Origin of the sequence: Pseudoalteromonas sp. S16_S37 (assembly GCF_014694405.1) — a bacterium.
GTDB lineage: Bacteria > Pseudomonadota > Gammaproteobacteria > Enterobacterales > Alteromonadaceae > Pseudoalteromonas.
In genome coordinates, this window is the sequence record NZ_JAAUWV010000041.1 from 1 (window position 1) to 16,700 (window position 16,700).

14 protein-coding genes are annotated in these 16,700 nt (G+C 41.9%); 9 read left to right on the plus strand and 5 right to left on the minus strand.

Annotated features, from left to right (window positions below; translation table 11 throughout):
* Positions 1 to 92: 92 nt before the first annotated feature.
* A complete protein-coding gene (locus tag HC733_RS15925; RefSeq protein ID WP_190366004.1) occupies positions 93 to 878 on the plus strand; it encodes a hypothetical protein in 786 nt (261 codons plus the stop codon).
* A gap of 167 nt (positions 879 to 1,045) precedes the next feature.
* Here the strand turns inward: HC733_RS15925 and dgt are convergent, their stop codons facing one another.
* Positions 1,046 to 2,524: a dGTPase gene (dgt, locus tag HC733_RS15930; protein WP_190366005.1), complete on the minus strand. Its 1,479-nt coding sequence runs from the start codon at positions 2,522 to 2,524 to the stop codon at positions 1,046 to 1,048.
* A gap of 237 nt (positions 2,525 to 2,761) precedes the next feature.
* Here dgt and HC733_RS15935 point away from each other — a divergent pair, with 237 nt between their 5' ends.
* Positions 2,762 to 4,159 (plus strand): hypothetical protein, encoded by a 1,398-nt coding sequence (locus HC733_RS15935; RefSeq protein WP_190366006.1) that lies wholly within the window; start codon positions 2,762 to 2,764, stop codon positions 4,157 to 4,159.
* A 339-nt stretch (positions 4,160 to 4,498) separates the two neighbouring features.
* A complete protein-coding gene (locus tag HC733_RS15940) occupies positions 4,499 to 5,479 on the plus strand; it encodes an LNS2 domain-containing protein (protein WP_190366007.1) in 981 nt (326 codons plus the stop codon).
* A gap of 56 nt (positions 5,480 to 5,535) precedes the next feature.
* Here HC733_RS15940 and HC733_RS15945 read toward each other — a convergent pair whose 3' ends face one another.
* Positions 5,536 to 6,912, minus strand: coding sequence for an MATE family efflux transporter (locus HC733_RS15945; protein WP_190366008.1), 1,377 nt, complete (start codon positions 6,910 to 6,912; stop codon positions 5,536 to 5,538).
* Between the two features lie 74 nt (positions 6,913 to 6,986).
* Positions 6,987 to 8,387 (minus strand): aminotransferase-like domain-containing protein, encoded by a 1,401-nt coding sequence (locus HC733_RS15950; protein WP_190366009.1) that lies wholly within the window; start codon positions 8,385 to 8,387, stop codon positions 6,987 to 6,989.
* A gap of 91 nt (positions 8,388 to 8,478) precedes the next feature.
* Here HC733_RS15950 and HC733_RS15955 point away from each other — a divergent pair, with 91 nt between their 5' ends.
* Both HC733_RS15955 and HC733_RS15960 read left to right on the plus strand, forming a co-directional pair.
* Positions 8,479 to 9,852 (plus strand): pyridoxal phosphate-dependent decarboxylase family protein, encoded by a 1,374-nt coding sequence (locus HC733_RS15955; protein ID WP_190366010.1) that lies wholly within the window; start codon positions 8,479 to 8,481, stop codon positions 9,850 to 9,852.
* Between the two features lie 285 nt (positions 9,853 to 10,137).
* On the plus strand, positions 10,138 to 11,178 hold the full coding sequence (locus HC733_RS15960; RefSeq protein WP_190366011.1) for a hypothetical protein: 1,041 nt from the start codon (positions 10,138 to 10,140) through the stop codon (positions 11,176 to 11,178).
* Between the two features lie 77 nt (positions 11,179 to 11,255).
* On the opposite strand, the gene HC733_RS15965 is transcribed toward HC733_RS15960, so the two are convergent.
* On the minus strand, positions 11,256 to 11,561 hold the full coding sequence (locus tag HC733_RS15965; RefSeq protein WP_190366012.1) for a hypothetical protein: 306 nt from the start codon (positions 11,559 to 11,561) through the stop codon (positions 11,256 to 11,258).
* 117 nt (positions 11,562 to 11,678) lie between these two features.
* Here HC733_RS15965 and HC733_RS15970 point away from each other — a divergent pair, with 117 nt between their 5' ends.
* Positions 11,679 to 12,566, plus strand: coding sequence for a LysR substrate-binding domain-containing protein (locus tag HC733_RS15970; RefSeq protein ID WP_190366013.1), 888 nt, complete (start codon positions 11,679 to 11,681; stop codon positions 12,564 to 12,566).
* Positions 12,567 to 12,611: 45 nt separating this feature from the next.
* Here the strand turns inward: HC733_RS15970 and HC733_RS15975 are convergent, their stop codons facing one another.
* Positions 12,612 to 13,100: a DUF1842 domain-containing protein gene (locus HC733_RS15975; protein WP_190366014.1), complete on the minus strand. Its 489-nt coding sequence runs from the start codon at positions 13,098 to 13,100 to the stop codon at positions 12,612 to 12,614.
* A gap of 238 nt (positions 13,101 to 13,338) precedes the next feature.
* On the opposite strand from HC733_RS15975, the gene HC733_RS15980 reads away from it, so the two are divergent.
* The 3 genes from HC733_RS15980 to HC733_RS15990 all read left to right on the plus strand — a co-directional run bounded on the left by HC733_RS15980 (position 13,339) and on the right by HC733_RS15990 (position 16,678).
* Positions 13,339 to 14,328, plus strand: a complete 990-nt coding sequence (locus HC733_RS15980; protein ID WP_190366015.1) for a WD40 repeat domain-containing protein — start codon at positions 13,339 to 13,341, stop codon at positions 14,326 to 14,328.
* A gap of 16 nt (positions 14,329 to 14,344) precedes the next feature.
* Positions 14,345 to 15,328, plus strand: coding sequence for a WD40 repeat domain-containing protein (locus tag HC733_RS15985; protein WP_190366016.1), 984 nt, complete (start codon positions 14,345 to 14,347; stop codon positions 15,326 to 15,328).
* Positions 15,329 to 15,430: 102 nt separating this feature from the next.
* The gene (locus tag HC733_RS15990) at positions 15,431 to 16,678 is read left to right on the plus strand and encodes a nuclease-related domain-containing protein (RefSeq protein WP_190366017.1); all 1,248 of its coding nucleotides are present in this window, start codon (positions 15,431 to 15,433) and stop codon (positions 16,676 to 16,678) included.
* The last annotated feature ends 22 nt before the right edge of the window (positions 16,679 to 16,700 follow it).

A 16,700-nucleotide genomic window follows, 5' to 3' on the forward strand; every position in this document is an offset into this window, starting at 1 on the left:
AACGGTTTTCTTTGACTAATTCGAGATGTGAAAATAAAGACATTGCGATAGATAAATAGGAAAAATTAACGCTATTAGATCATAGATTTTCCTTGTTTACAAAGTGTGATCCCGCCCTGAGTGATATAGCGGTTCATCTAATCGAAAATGGAGTTAGTTCACATTATTCAAATCAAGGAAGTGTATTAGATATTCTTAGAAGTAGAGCACTTGAATTTCGAGGGACAGAAAGTTGGCATAATCTTGACGTCTTGGACAAAGTCTACCATTTTTTTATTATGGGTCTAGATGCTCATTTGACGAAATGGTTTGTCAGGCTAAGCCATTTCAGATTCGAAAATACGAGGGAGTACTACCGTGCATTTATACGTAATCTGCATCAACTTACTTTAAAAGAGCATTTGCAAAAGCAGATAAGGTATCAGTATCAAATTAAATCCACTGAAAAAGGGCGGTTATTTTTCATTGGAGAATCGTTCGGAGAAATATCAAAAGATGAAGGTAATAAGCTATATGTAGACTTGACAGATAAATCAAGAAAAGAAATGGTTAATTTAGCGTTGATAAAAATTAAGCTAGAAGGGGACCTTGTAGCATATAAAATCAATATTCTAGTTGAAGTGCTTTATCGGTCAAAACTTTTAACTGATAGTGAGTATAATTTGTTTATTTATGGTACAAATAATGTGGTTCTAAACTCTTTTAGCAAGCTAGGAATCAGCTCTCGACTATTGAGAAAACTGGAAGCTGACGGACAATTTAGAAATATCAAAATAGATAACAATGGGCATATCGATATTAATGATGAATTTAGAGATTACCTGTTAAAGCAAGACGATTTTACTAAGTTTGAAATGCTGAAATATTTAAATGTTTAAATTGGGAAAAAGTGCATTGCTTCTTGAAATAAGCTCTTGTTTTAAAAAGTTACGGAACCCTTGAGCTACGCAGCTAAAGAGTTCTGTGTTTGCTAAATCCTGCAAAAGTGGATTGTCTTACAAGATAGATAAAGCGAGTTGTTAATTTTTAACCTACTACTATTTTATCAATCCGTCACCATCAACGCTCTATACGTATCATACGCAAATTGGTCGGTCATGCCGCTTACAAAGTCTTGTAGTAGGCGGCAGCGATAGTAAAACTCAAAAATGGGGTTTTGCTGTTGCTCCTCGCTCAACGCTTTTACCGTTTGCTGGTATACCGCAACAAATTTATCTGAGATGCGGTTGAGTAGGCGTACCTCTACGGGATAGTCTTTGCTTTTATTGATGACTGTTGCGAATTGCTTGGCGTTTAAATCCAATAAGCGTTGGTATTCGCTTAAAATACCTGAGGTGATTTTGTAGCCTTGTAGTTCAAGCTGTTCTACTTCTTTGTGGTTAAAAACATAGTTAAAAGCCACGTTTTTAAGGGCTTGGGTAATGGCGAATTGGTAGCTGTTGTCTTCAAGTAGGGCTTGATTAAAACTGCCGTGGTACACGGTCTCTAAGTTGTCAACAAAGCGTTGTGTGGCGTGTTTTACCAAGGGGTGCGTTAAGCTTACGCGCAGCCAAATAAAAAATTCGTTGTTAAAGTTGGCCGCATTGGCAGTGGCTTTATCAAACGCGTATTGGCATTTTTGCGCAATAAAGTCGGCATAGGGCTGTTGGCATTCTGGCAATGCTTTAAGCTGGCTTTGATACTCTTGGTTTAACACCACCATTAGCTTTTCAACACTAATTAAGCCCTTTTCTACCGCGTCTTCAATGTCGGCTAGGCAGTAAGAGATATCATCGGCCGCTTCCATAATGTACGACACTGGGTGCCTGTGGCCCGGCGTTATTTGTAACTTGTCGCACAGCGTATGCACAAAAGTTTGCTCACTAAAATAGTAGCCGACCTTTTTTTGTAGATAGCTTAGCGGCTGAGTTTTGTTTGGTTTAGGGTCGGTGCCACAACGGGTGTATTTTAAAATGCTGGCCGTTTGGCAATAAGTAAGATTTAAGCCGCACAAAGTATGCACGATGCGAATGGCTTGGGCATTACCTTCAAAGTGACACACATCAAACAACAGTTTGTTTTCAATAGAGTTTAAATTTGGTTGCTCTTGTTGATAAAGCTGCGCGAGATTATTTGAATAGGTTGTGTGCTGCGACAAATAACGTTTAAACCAATCGTTAATTGCTGCCTCGCCAAAATGGCCGAAGGCGGGGTTACCTATATCGTGCATTAGGCACGCCATTTCAACGAGTGTTTCGAGTGCTGCGCTAAGCTCGGAGTGTAACTCGGGGGCTAACTGCCTACGTTGTAGCTCTTTTGTAATCGACTGGGCAATAAAGCGGCCATTTTGTTGAACTTCAAGGGAGTGGGTTAATCGTGAGCGTACTGCGGCATTGCGCTCAAGCGGGAATACTTGTGTTTTTTGCTGTAAACGACGCAAGGCGGCGTTGTTGATGATACGCCCTCGATCACTTTCAAGGCTACCTTGTAGTGTTTGCATGGGGTTGTGCGGGCGCAGCAAATTAATTTTTGTATTGAAGTTCATACGCGAGCTTAAAAAATAATCGTTTTTGCATTGTATGGGTTATGCGTTAGCTTGTAAATTTTATGTGATTTAATGAGGTCCTGAAACTAGTTCAGGATGACGAGGGGAGGTGTGGTTGTTGATGAGGTTCTGAAATAATTTCAGGGATGACGGAGGGAGGATGTAACGTGCTGTAATTTACCTATTCAGCCTTTAGCCACTATAGTTCACGGTGAGATACGTTATAAGGAAAGTATTATGTTACCGTCAAAGTTTAAAACACAGGCGTTGAGCTTAGTTGTGGCTTCCACTGCGCTTAGCGTTTTTGCTCCCGCAGCCAACGCATACTCAAAAGAAGTATGTAACCTTGAGCCAAGTTGGTTTGCAAGTCCAGTTCCTAACCCTAACGAGGGGCCAAATAGCCCGTTTGCGTTTAAAGATGGTAAAGACAATTCAAGCAATTGCGACTTTCATCAATGGTCTTGGAACAAGTTTTTATATTTAACTCAGTCGGCTAAAGCGCCAGGCGGACTGTTTATGTTTGGCAATGGTTTTTGGCAAGTTGATAACGCATTAAAGCCATATTTTGAGCCGTGGAACGACCTACTCAACCCAACTGGTTTAATGCCTACCAAGCACCTAATTTTGGAAGACTTTAATCAGGCTGGACATGGCGACCCTATTATTTACAGCAAATACGGCGGTAAGTCGGTTTACTTCTCTATTCATGTAAACGATACCTTTATGAAATCTGCAATGGAGCATCCAAGCGCTGATCCTAAAGCAGAGTTTGCGGTGGGTTCTGTTGAGATGAAAGTAGCTTGGATTGATGTTAAAGACCTACAACAAGTATACAAAGGTGTTGATTTATCGAAGCAATTTTATATCCGTAAAGCTGTGTATAAAACCGACAATAAGTATAGCGACCCAACCGATGTGGCGATGATTGGTATGCACGTGGTGGGGGTTGTTGAAGACCACCCTGAATTTATTTGGGCGACGTTTGAGCACAAGTTAACCGCGCCAGATTATTATAAATCGGGTATGGAGTTTCAAAAGAGCGAGGAATATTTACAACAAGATAAAGTTGTGAGTACCAGCGATAATTACCTGCTTTATAAAGGCGGCACTGAAGTGCAACATGCCCACTTAAGCTACCCCGCAACCGAAAAGCATACTAATTCTTTTCGTTTATACCAATATGGCGTGCCCAATGGTTACCCATATACCAACAGCAGCGACTCTAGTTTAGGTGCGCCACAATCGCAGCAAGAGCGTGATGTTGAAAACTACAAAAATATCGCGCGTTTAAATAGCGAAGTGACGGCAAAATTGGCCCAATCTAACCCGGTATGGAGCAACTACTTTTATGCAGGCTCAGTTTGGCTAAGTACCTTAGGCTACAACTTTGATAACGGTATTAGTGGAGATATCGTTGGAAAAGACAGAAACGATAAACTACGTGGCTCTTTAGCGGTTGCCAATATGACTATGGAAACTTATACCCAAACGTTTAGCACCACTACGGGTACCAACCCGCAAATTCAGCCTGAAAACTGCTTTGCGTGCCATGGGACCAGTAAAGGTCAGTCAACTATGCAAGTGAGCCATATTTACAATAACTACTTGCAGTGGATAAAAACCGGTCAAAAATAGCTTTCTCCCAACGATTTAGTGGCACTGTTTCCCCAGCAGTGTCACTTTATTTATCTGGTGTTACCTCTTTTTGTCATATCGCGTTGTCTCTTTGTCACTCTGATTTTGTTTCAGGCTCCCTGTTGATGCAGGGAAGATCCTGATCTTCGTCAGGATGACAGAAGGGGGGGGACGCATAGGATCCGTTAGGATGACGGAGGGGAGGATGGCAGCGCCTCAGCCATTTTTGTTATTCAACATATGACACTAATATGAAATGCTGGTTTTTCATATTTTGTTAATAAAACTTTAATTTTTTATCTATAGTGTATTTACTCCAAAAAATACAAAGGATTAAAAATGAAAATGTCGTGCTTACCAAAATCACTTGCTGCATTAGCAATACTTTCAACCTTTAATGCCGCTGCACTGCCCAAGTGTGCTGATGCCACTTGGATGGAAATTAATTATGCCAAACCACAACTACCTGATCGCGGCTACCGCAACGGATTGAACCGTTTTATTACTTGGTTACCTAGCTTTCATATGATCCACGATGTGGTGGTGGCAAAGGGTAATACGGCAACGCTTACCGCTAAGTTTGATTATGGGGCGGTGACGCATAAAGATTTAGAGTACGAAACTGTTAGATTTTATATTCGCGGTGAGCAAGACAGCCAGTGGCAGTTTTTATCGGAAAAAGTCACCAATAGTGATGGTAAAGCATTTGTGACTATTCCTGCTTTACCAGCAGGGCAGTACCGCGTTTATGCAGGCGTGCCTGCTGATGGCAGTGGCACAGAAGGGTTTGTTACAGTGGTCGACCCAAATACCCCCGCGGTCTTATTTGATATTGACGGTACATTAACCCTGTCAGACGAAGAAGCCATTGGTGATTATACAGGTATTGATAGAGCGGATGCGCGCGATGGTGCATACTCTCTCGTACGCCGCTACATGGACTTAGGTTATCAACCTGTTTATTTGACCGCGCGCGTTTATTGGTATGCTAAGGGCACGCGTAGCTGGTTAGACTGGCTTGGGCTGCCTGAAGGTATCCTACGCACCACAATGAGTAACGAGACCAGCCTTTACAGAACGGCCGAATACAAAATCGATCAAATCAATCGCTTTAGAGCACAAGGTTTAAACATTGTACGTGCCTATGGTAATGCCAAAACCGATGCCGAAGCCTTTATTAAAGCAGGCATTGGTAGTCAAAATAGTTTTACAATAGGTGAAGATGCGGGCCACTTTGGTACCACTGCCATTTTAAATGATGGTTATTTTGACCATATTTCACAGTATGTGGATAACTTTGCGCAAGCGCAGTGTGAATAACTCTCTGTTTATTCTTTGGGTCTGTGACAATGATGCTTACAGACCCAATGTAGATATTAAGAAGTCACGGTGTTAGCAGGGCGTATTTTGCTCGCTTTGCTAAAAATGCGACCCTTTAAGGTGATCTGTAGCATAGTGAACACTAATACAGCTTGGATGCATACCGTTACTACTGATATGGTCCACATTGTGGTAATGGTTAATGCTTGTTGGCTGATATAAAAAGCGATTAGCAAACAGAAACTCCCAACCCGAACCGTTGTGCCAAGCAACGAAGGCAAAGTATTGCCAAATGCTTGAAACATTGCTGACGCTGAAAAAACGAGCCCCACAGGTACAAAATTTAAACCAACATAGCTTATAAATGTAGTGGCTGCGCGGACTACCTCAGGGTCCTCACTAAATGGGCTAAAGAAAACTTCCGATATGAAAATGCAAGGTAATGAAATCAAGCCCATAAGTATCACAGTAAACAATGTGGTTATTTTGTAAGTGACATAAACACGCTTTAGTTTGCCAGCGGCATAGTTTTGACCTGCAATTGCAGGGGCTGCAAAAGCAATGGCCATAACCGGTAAAAATAATGATTGCATTATTCTGCTGCCTAAACCAAAGCCAGCTTGCTCTGCGGAACCAAAATCTGACAATGCCCAGTAAATAACTGCCATATAAAAAAAGGTCAGCAGGAGCTCACTACCTGCAGGCACACCAACTTTTAATAATTGTTTTAGAGTCGGCCAGTGATGTTTTAAATTGGTTATTTCAAGCTCTAAGGTATTGTCATGAGTACGCAAAAACTGAATTGCTAATGCCAGTGCCGTAAATGCAGAAATTGAACTTGCAAAGCCTGCGCCACTAACTCCCATGGGCGCAATAATGCCCACGCCAGTTATAAGTACCGGAGACATTATGGCATTGACCAATACAGCAAACATTTGCATTGCCATAAAAGGTTTTACCAACCCAGCGCCGCGCATTGATGAGGCAATCACTGTGAGCACAAATTGCGCTGCAAGAGAGGGTAAAAACCAATAAAAGTAGTCAAGACACGCTTTAAAAGTCGCTTCATCTGCTGCAATGGCTAAAAAATATTTATCAGCGGAGCTATAACCCAATACCAAACTTAGCAAGGTGATCACAATGGCATAAAACATAGCATGGCTATAAATTTTATTAGCTTGAGGTTTGTCTTTACGGCCAATGGCATGGGCAACTAACGTTGCGCAGCCTATATTTAATATTTGTGTTACCGCCATCACAAAAAAGAATAAATTACCCGCAGTGCTAACGCCTGCCAGCGCTGCACCACCGATGTGCCCAACAAAATATAAATCGACAATAAAATAGAGGGTTTGCAGGAGCATCCCCATCGCAATCGGGACTGCCATGCTCATAATGTGTTTATGAATTGGGCCTTTAGTTAAATCTTGCATTTATATCCTTAACAGAGAACGATGGCGCTGATTGTATTGTCATCAATACATTTCCACATGATTCAAATTGCGCTTTATAGCACGGTGATGGTTTGCATTTTGATAATATGCACCAGCCGTTGTAACTTTGCTAGAGTTTCACTTGTGGGAACAATGCCAAAGTTGATCCTTATACAATTTTGATACTCATTGGTTGTGGTAAAATATATACCGCTGCGCACAAAAATATCTTGTTGTGCTAACAAGTCGCTGACTTCGTTAGCGTTTAGTTCGCCTAAGCTAAGCCAGATCACGAGTCCACCCGTTGGCATATAAGCTTGGCAAGTTACGGGTAAATTATGGGTTAAAACTTGGTTGTAGATTTCTAGCTGATTGACCAACTGGCGATTCACTTTGGCAATATGCTGTTGGTAATAACCTTGTTGTATGTATCGAGCCAGTGCCAATTGTATGGGTTGGTTAACTCCGAGCGTTCTTACTTTGCGTTGTGTAATGTATTGCTCAAAGTAGCGCCCAGGTAAACACCATCCTACCCGCAAGCCTGCTGCAAATGTTTTCGATACGCTTGAACACCACAAAACCCAGCCTGAGTTATCAAAATGTTTGATTGGTAAAGGAATAGCCGGAGAGTGGCTCAGCTCTCTAAATACATCGTCTTCAATAATTGGCGTGCGATATTGCTCCGCTAAGGCTGCAAGCTTTTGCTTTTGACCCGTACTTAAACTGTGACCTGTGGGGTTTTGATGATTTGCAGTAATAATACATGCAGTTACTTGCTGTTTTTTCAAAGCGAGTTCAACTTGCTCAAGGTCCAGGCCCTCGTTGGTACTTGGAATTTCTAACACCCGTCGACCTAGCATATTTAACATATCCAAAAGGCCCGAATAACAAGGCGAAGAAACCAAAATGGTATCGTCTTTGTCGCTGACCGTCTCGATTGCGAGTAACACGGCATCAAGGCAACCGTTGGTGATCACCAGCTGCTCAGAGCTGGTTGCAAACCCTTGTTTTATGAAATGCGCACATAGCGCTTCTCTGAGTTTTACCTCGCCCCGCAAGTCAGCATAGCCAAACGTTAAGGCGCGATCTTTGCCTATATATTGCCAACACTTTTGAAAGCCAGCTTTATCTATCAGTTGTTCATCTAACTCTGCTGTGGCAAATGATTGGCTAGGCATTACAAAGTCACAGCGTATATTCTGCGGTTGTGCAGGCTGTGCGGTAAAACTTGGAAAGTCATAGCGGCCATTGGCACGAGAGGGCCTCGTAACAAAATAGCCTTGTTTGGGTTTGGCGACTGCATAGCCTTGTTGCTCTAAATATCTGTAACAATTTAAAGCTGTGGTCATGCTCACTTGTTGTAATTGAGTAAAAACACGCAGCGATGGCAAAGCATCGCCCACAGTGTATTGCTCACCAAGGATGTCATCTATGATGGTATTCGCTAAGCTTTGATAGGCGGGTATTTTGCTCATCTGTTATCTAAATATCTTAAAAATCTGTATCTGTTATCTAATCAAATTGAGCATACACTAAAGCCTAACACTTCACCATTTTGAGGCCAAAATGCAGTTTAATCTTGAGAACAACCAGCAATTATTAAAATCGTTAGGCTATTTTTTTGAAAAATTTCATCAACAACTCGACACCTTACCGGTCGCGAGCAAGCAAATTCACTTACCCGATATTGCGCTATCAGAGCATCCGCGCTGTTTAGATGAATTAAATCAGGTAATTGAAGCGCAGCTAAGTGAGCATGTTTCTGGCAGTAATGGACCAAGATACTGGGGCTTTGTTACGGGAGGCGCTAACCCAGTTGCAACGTATGCAGATTGGCTTGTGACTACTTACAACCAAAATGTCAGTAAAGGTGGCGATTCGATAGCATCCAGTTTCGAGCGCCAAGCGATTAACTGGCTGTTAGAGCTGTTTTCATTGCCAAAACAGTTTAGTGGTTTATTTACCACAGGTGCTACTTCAGCCAATCTGTTAGGCGCATTAGTAGCAAGGCAATTTGCAGGCGCTCAACAAGGTATAGACATTGCCAAGCAAGGGATGTTTGCACTAGATGTACAGGTGTTTAGTGCTTGCCCTCATGCTAGTATGATAAAAAGTTTGGGCCTTGCCGGTTTTGGTCAACATACTTGGCAGTCGATTGCGTGTTTAGCTAATAGTGAAGCGATGGATGTAGATGCACTAAGTGAAGCGCTTAAAAACTCTCGTGCCAAAAGCAAGATTGTTCTTGCTAGCGCAGCAACCGTGACAGGTACTGATTACGATGACTTAATGCGGATCAGTGCGTTGTGCAAAGCACATAATGCTTGGTTACATGTAGATGCAGCATTTGGCATGTTTGAGCGATTAGTAAGTGGCCCGACAGGTAAAACGCGTGGTCTTGAGCTTGCCGATAGCATTACGCTTGATTGCCATAAATGGCTTAATGTGCCCTACGACTGTGGTGTATTTTTAACCCGTCATCATGATGTGCTTAAACAAACATGTCACGTTGGTGCGAGTTATTTGGTACAAAGTGATGAGTTTGACGATTACTTGTCGTTGGGTATTGAAAATTCGCGCAGATTTAGAGCTTTTCCGGTTTGGTGCACTTTATTTGCCTACGGTCAATCTGGTATTCGTGAGGCCGTTGAGCGCAATATTTCGCAAGCAAAGGCGCTAGCCCAATGGTTAGATAGCAGTCCTTATTATGATCTGTTGAAACCTTGTGAGCTGAATGTGGTGGTATTTGCGCCAAGCGCTAAGCATCCATTGTCATCATCAGCCGAGTGCCAAAAAATGATCAACAGCAGCGGCGAGATTTTTGTTACGCCGGGGCAATGGCAAGGCAAAGCGACGATGCGCGCGGCGTTTAGCAACTGGTCTACACAAATGAGTGATGTAGAGCGGGGGGTAGCTGTGCTTGAGCGTATAAGTCAGGCATAAACCAACATACTACGTGTTTAAGATGTAAGGTTATGAAACAAGTTCAGAATGACTAATTAAAGCCAGAATTACGGATTAGCGTCAGAATAAACAGAATCACATTTAAGAGAGTGATTAGCAGGACGACTATGCGCAAACAACATATGTTGTCTTCCTGGTGCAGTTCAGGATCTCTAAGCAAATGGCATTAGCTATCAACCCGCTATTTTGTGTGCTGTTGAAGGTTTGCGTTATACGTATTCAATGGTAAGTTTGTTGTATCTTAAGGCTTATGGTTTAACATCTTTGGCTAAAAAACGCTTTCAAACATTAATTTATTGCACCATTGTGCTTATTTTGTTGCTATCGGTTTTTATATCAAATGGTGTGCTTGAGCACGTTCAAACAATACCGCAGCAAACTGATACACAACAGACAAAGGCCGTTATTTCAACACAAGAATCGGTCGACGTTGTGCCAAAACCAAGCCTCAATACTCAAAGCCGCACGAGCGTTGTTGAGCGTTACTGTGATATGAATGGCTTTATAGAAAACCAACAGCAGCGCTCACAACAGATCCTCACAATGTTGAGCCCTGAGTTTAGGCATATACAACATGTATTTAGCGCGGGTACTGGGCCGACAATCGTGTTGTCGGTGTATTACACGCAACTTAAAGAGTTAACGCTCGATATGATAATCGAGCGTTTAAGCTTAGTACATGGCATCTATTCAGAGTTGTTACCTGCAAGTCAAGGCAAGTCCGTAACGCTTAATCTAGTGATTTTATCTAACCGTACTCAGTATGAAGACTACACTTCTCGTTATGGTTTTGATCCAAGAACCAGTCAGGGGGTGTTTTTTCATGGCAGTAACTCTGCGTTTGTTGAGTATAAAAACGACCAACAGGTGATAAAAACTGCCGTTCACGAGGCTGTACATGCGATGAATTTAAGGTTGATTGGACTAACCCCCAGATGGCTCAATGAGGGGATGGCACAGTTATTCTCAGGGGTTGATTTGCAAGAAGGGGCGCTCACTTTTGATGTAAAAAAAGAGTATTTGTTGGCAGAGCCGCACGATATTTACAGCTTGCTGGCGTCAGAATCGCAGTGGGAGAGCATAGATACCGATAAACTGTATTACAGCGGTTGGTCTTGGCTGAGTTTTTTGATGGGTTCCGAGCAAGGGAGGGAAACCATGGCTCGGTTGTTAATTCAAGAAAGCACTAATCCCTGTAAGGTTCTATCTGGTGATGAAACTTATCAGATACTTCAAAGTGTATATCCTACTTTTGAGCAAGCTTTTTATGATTGGCGTCAAACACTCAATAGTCGTTCTGAGTAAGCTTGGCGAATAAATAAAAATGCCTTTTTGCCAGCAATGTATGCTGGCAAAAAGGCGCCTCTGGGGATGAGGAAATATTATAGCTTAGCCAAAATTTGCTTTGCTGTCGTTCTGGTTAAACAAGCCGCCATGGGTGATTGCTGAAACTTTTTGTGGCTCACTTGCTGTGTGTCACCGCTGTGCTGCTGTTCGTCGCCGACAACGTTGACTCTACATTCAATACCGTTTTCTAATTCACTGTAATGCAATTCGACTCGCTGCGCTTTGAAGATCACATTCTTGTATGGATAACCTTCAGTAGTATTTATTTGCTCTACGGCTTGCGTATTCGCATAAGACGCAGTGGTGAATAAAACAAATAGTAATGTTGCTAGTGTTTTCATGGTGTGGTCTCTTATTTGTCTGTTGGTGTAAATGAATTATTGAGCTGTTTTAACGGGCAGACAAACGATAAAAACTTCCCTATACTTTAGTTTTTCTTAATTATATGTGAGTTGGGAATGAGTTTACCTCCGCTAAAAAGCTTGCAGTATTTTATGCATGCAGCGCATTTAGGTAGCTTTAAACTAGCTGCTGAACAGTTGTTTGTGACTCAAGCGGCAATTAGTCAACAGATAAGAGCGTTGGAAGCACATCTTGGTTGCGAGCTGTTTATCAGAGAAACTCGTAAAGTAAAACTAACGCGTCAAGGCGAGCAGTTATTACCTCATGTGTTAGGGGCTTTTAGTCAATTCGAAGCGGGTATAAAAGCCCTCAAACAAGACCCTTCTCCAAATACCTTGAACTTGTCGGTGTTACCCTCCTTTGCGGCATGCTGGTTATTACCAAAAATAGATGATTTTCAAAAAAAGCATAATGATATCAAGCTGCGTATTGACCCTAGCGATCAACTTGTTGATTTCGAACAAGGCGAAGCCGACTTAGGTATCAGGTTTGGACAAGGCAATTATCAGGATTTACATAGTGAATTGTTGGGGGGCGACCAAATGCTGTTAGTGTACAAGCAAGGCATGTTAGAAGAAAACAAGCCTCTAAAAGCACAATTGTTTGACCATCAGCTGATCATGGATGTGTGTCCAGATGCGCAGCGAGCTTGGCAACTACTATTTGATGAGTTGCTGATTCAACCGGCGCAACAGCCTAGTTTTTTAGAAATAGATAATGCGGCGCTGGTGGTGCAAGCCGTTTTGTCTGGGCAGGGCATTGGTATGCTGCGGCGCAGACTTATCGAGCCTCAGCTTGTGCATCAACAACTACATGTGTGGCAAGGCTTTGAGCTAATGTGTGAGTATAAATACTATCTCGTTGGACCAGAACATCACTTTTCTTGGCCTAAAGTTGATGCGTTTAAAAGTTGGCTACAATCGCATTTTTGCGAATTCGTGTAACCAACTATAAAGGCGCATACTGTAATTGACCTCAGCTTAGGTTAATCAGTAAGCATGTGTTTTAACTGACTCGCACAGGGTATAAAGTCTATCGAGCTTTTCACTGCCTGTGCGTTCGTCCAATTGCGCAACGGCTGATGCCACTTTATGCCAAGTACCTTCTTTTTTGTATTCGAACATACCATAACCAAACTGCCAATCCTCATTGAGTAACAACCTGACTTTGAGGTTTTCAACTTCTTTTACTTCGCCGTTAAAGCGTACTTTAGTGGCACAAACACCATTTAAAACGATAACAATAGTGGGTTTATTTACAGATGGGATATATTGCCAATCTCCATCCACAGAAGATTGCACATTCGTGTTTGTGTCAGTGGTCGCGTATACTTGGCTGACACCGATTAGGTTATTTGCTCTAGGGTTAATTAACAGCTGTAGGGTTAGAGATAGATCACCTAGCTGGTTTGGCTTATTAGGCTTTAGCAGATAGGCGGCAGGTAGTAACTCAGAGTGATCGCCAATTAAAGTATTCATTGCATTTTCCTTTGTTGCCGTAGTGAGCTGTGCATCATGGTAAAGTAGTAACTACTAATACTGCAGGTTAAAATTCAATCAAATTTCTAAAATGTGTAAATTACACTGGATTACACATTATTATTGCAGTTACCCTTTAGCTACAGTGTATCTAGCTGGCACTAAGCTTGCTTTATCAACTGGGTGGTTTTAGCTATGTGCAATAGGTATCACATGGCAAAAGATATTGAGGTGTAAAATGCGTCAGCATGTGGTTTTTACTATCCTGTTTTTATTGCTATTATCGGGATGCTCAAAGGATTTGGCAATTAGCGAGGGGGTTGTTCACCAGTTTGAGGTTGAGCCGTTACTTGTTGGTCAAATTTCCGACGATGGCAGATTGTTGCTTACGGTCACAGCATCTGAGCAAGTTAAAGTTTGGCGTACAGCTGCAAAACAAATTGAGTACCAAGTACCACAAAATGAGCTATTAAAACCTGTTCGACATGCACTGTTATCTCGAGATAATACGCTATTGATAATGGCCAACTATGACACTCTTGGGGTTTGGTCAGTGTCGGGTAAAGCATTTGTGCATAAAGTACAATTTAGTGGTGTTGATCCAATGGCGGCGATTAGCCATATTGCGCTGTCTCCTAATAATGGCAGAGTGTTGGTGGCGATGACCGATGGTTCAGTGAATATGGCTGACTTGAACACGAGACTGAATAACCGCTTTAAGCCCCACGATAGACCGATAGATTTTTTGTCTTTTGGAAATCAAGGAGAGTTATTTTTAACCGGTGCGCAAGATGGCAAAGTCGGGTTATGGCAGTTTGGCTCTCCAAAGGCATTATTTGAAAAAGAGTTCGCCCATCGGGTAACAAGCTTGAGCGTTAATCAAGACTTTTCACGATTCTTCGTTTCAGATGGACTAAATGCGCAGCATATAAAAACGCTTACTCGCGGTGAAGAAGTTACTAAGCTAAATTATACGGCGCGCTTTAAAGTATTCAGAAAATCTCAGTTTATTCCCACTGCTGAGTTATTGGCTACATCGTCTTCTAAGTCGCATTTAAGTTTGTGGAATACGCAAACTGGTGATGAACTGGGGACTTGGACAATTAAAACCCAGCGAGAAGGCGCTACAATCGTGTCTATGCATACGACGCAAACAGGTAAGTTGTATACCCTAAATAGTGACGCTATGTTAGAAAGCTGGGACTTAAACGCACTAAAAACGCTTTGAATGTAAGGCATCAATAATGATTAGATTTGCTCTGTTAGGGTTGTTTATTTATATGCTGTTGGCATGTAGTGAGCCTGTAGTGCTTAAATCTACTAACCAATATCAATTTAGTGATGCGCTGGTGCTTGATGGGCAGCTATCTGGGGATGGTGAGCAAGTTATGTTGCTCATCGAGGGGCCAAATCTGGCGATATGGCGGGTATACGATAAACAGACTGTGATATCCCTTAATGAAACTCAGTTACCAAACAACGTGCGCACAATCCACTTTAATGAGCGTGCTAATTTATTATTGGTAGCGGGCGACAATATTGTGCAATTTTGGCAGTCGCTAACAGGGGAGTTGATTGGAAGTTTGGAAGCCAAAGGCGTTGATGAGTTGGCAAGAGTATCAGCGTTATCAACATCAGATGATGGCGAAGAAATCGCCATTGGTTTTACTGACGGATCAGTGTCTTTATTTAGGCACAAAAGTAAAGAAATGAAACAATTTATGCCACATTCTAGTAACATTGTTGCCATGCACTTTGTTAAAGGCAATAGAATGATTACTGGCTCTCATGATGGCTTGGTAAAAGCGTGGGATACGCAATCGGGTGATAATTATTATCAGCGCGAATATAGCTCTAGACTCAGTAGCTTAACGATATCAGCTGACCAACAGCAGTTATTTGTAGCCGATGCATTAAAAACGCAACAGCTTCTGTCAGTAAGTAATGGCGAAATAATAAGCGAGTTAAGCTACATCACACGATTCAAATGGTTTAGACACGCACTGTTCATACCGCATTCTAGGTATCTTGTAACATCCACGCCAAAAGCAGAACTGAGTATTTGGGATGCAGTTTCGGGCAAAGAGCGGTTAAGTTGGCAGATAGATGTTCATAGTATGGGAACCACCTTATTAGACATGGTGGTCATTAACGACCAGTTAATAACACTCAGTAGCGAAGGGGTGATTGAGACTTGGCCCTTAAAGTCTGCGTTAACTGACCTTTAATCAATTTACTTATATTTGTATAATTGTCGTATGCTAAATTTATCTATATTTTTTAGTCACATATTTGGTTTTCTAAAGCCAAACAAAGCACGCATCGTTTTGATGTGTTCAGCGTTAGCGTGTGCGATGAATGTGCAAGCCCAGAGCGCTCTTTCGGCTGATGTATGTCGTAGCTTTTTGACCGAGGCCCAAAAGCTAGTTAGCTTAGGCGCCAATCAAAAGGGCCATTCATCCTACAGTCGATTGCAGCGTCTGGAAGAGCGGTTGAGATTATTTTGCCCCGATTTTAACTTTGAGCTAAAAACGGTTAATGCGCCGAAAAAGACTGTAAAGAGCGATAACAAACCCCTGTTACAAGTTGCTGCCACTGATCTCAAACAAAGTGATGAACAATATCAAGACGCAGATAAACAAAGCGCATGGCTGCAATTTTATAAAGCCTCTGAGCGTTGCAGCAAAGCGCGTAAAACCACACAAGAACATGTTTATTGCAGTGAAGAAATTGCACAGCAAAAGCGCGATTTTGAACAGCAATGGCAACAGCAATCAACGGCTCAAGTTTCATCGTCTAGCGCAAATATAGGACAAAACCTGCAGGCATCTGAGCAAGTCAAAACGCATGTTCCCAATGCTGTTCAGGTTGAATCAAAACAGCCTGAGCCTCAACTACGTAATACTCATCAATACGAGCAATACGCACAAAGCCAGCAGCAAACGTCAATATGGCTGCATGTTGGCCGTTACGTGTGGTTTATTTTGTTAATCGCCAGCATATTAGTGGTGACTGGTACGGTCTGGCCTTATACAAGACGCATACTTCATCATCAAATAAGCCGTATACTATTGAGCTCTTTCTTAGCAAAATCTTTACCTAAGTCGGATTATAACTTGGTTGGTAAAATACATTTTCTTGCTGATGGCAAAATGCATCATATCGATGAGTTAGTTATTTCAAAGTATGGTATTTTTATTGTGCAGTATCAAAATCAAGGTGGTGCTATCTGGGAGGACGCACATTCTGATCTTTGGACGCAGAGTATTGATGATGAAAGGAATTATTTTGACAATCCGCTCACTGAAGTAGCACAAAAAATAAAATGGCTGAAGGGGCTACTGGATATCGAAGCGCATGTTGAAGGTTGTATTGTGTTTCCAAACGATGTGTTTTTTCGCACACCCATGGCGCAGAAAGTTTGCCTTTATAAAAATGCACCCAGTTACATCCAACAATTTGACGTAACGGTTTTTGAGCCTCAACAACTTGATATGCTTAAAGAGCAAATAAAGCTATATCAAAAAGATATGTCTTTTACTCAGAGAATTACTCAGTTGGTAACTCAGGGCCCATAATGTTTTAAGTCAGTGCGCAGGT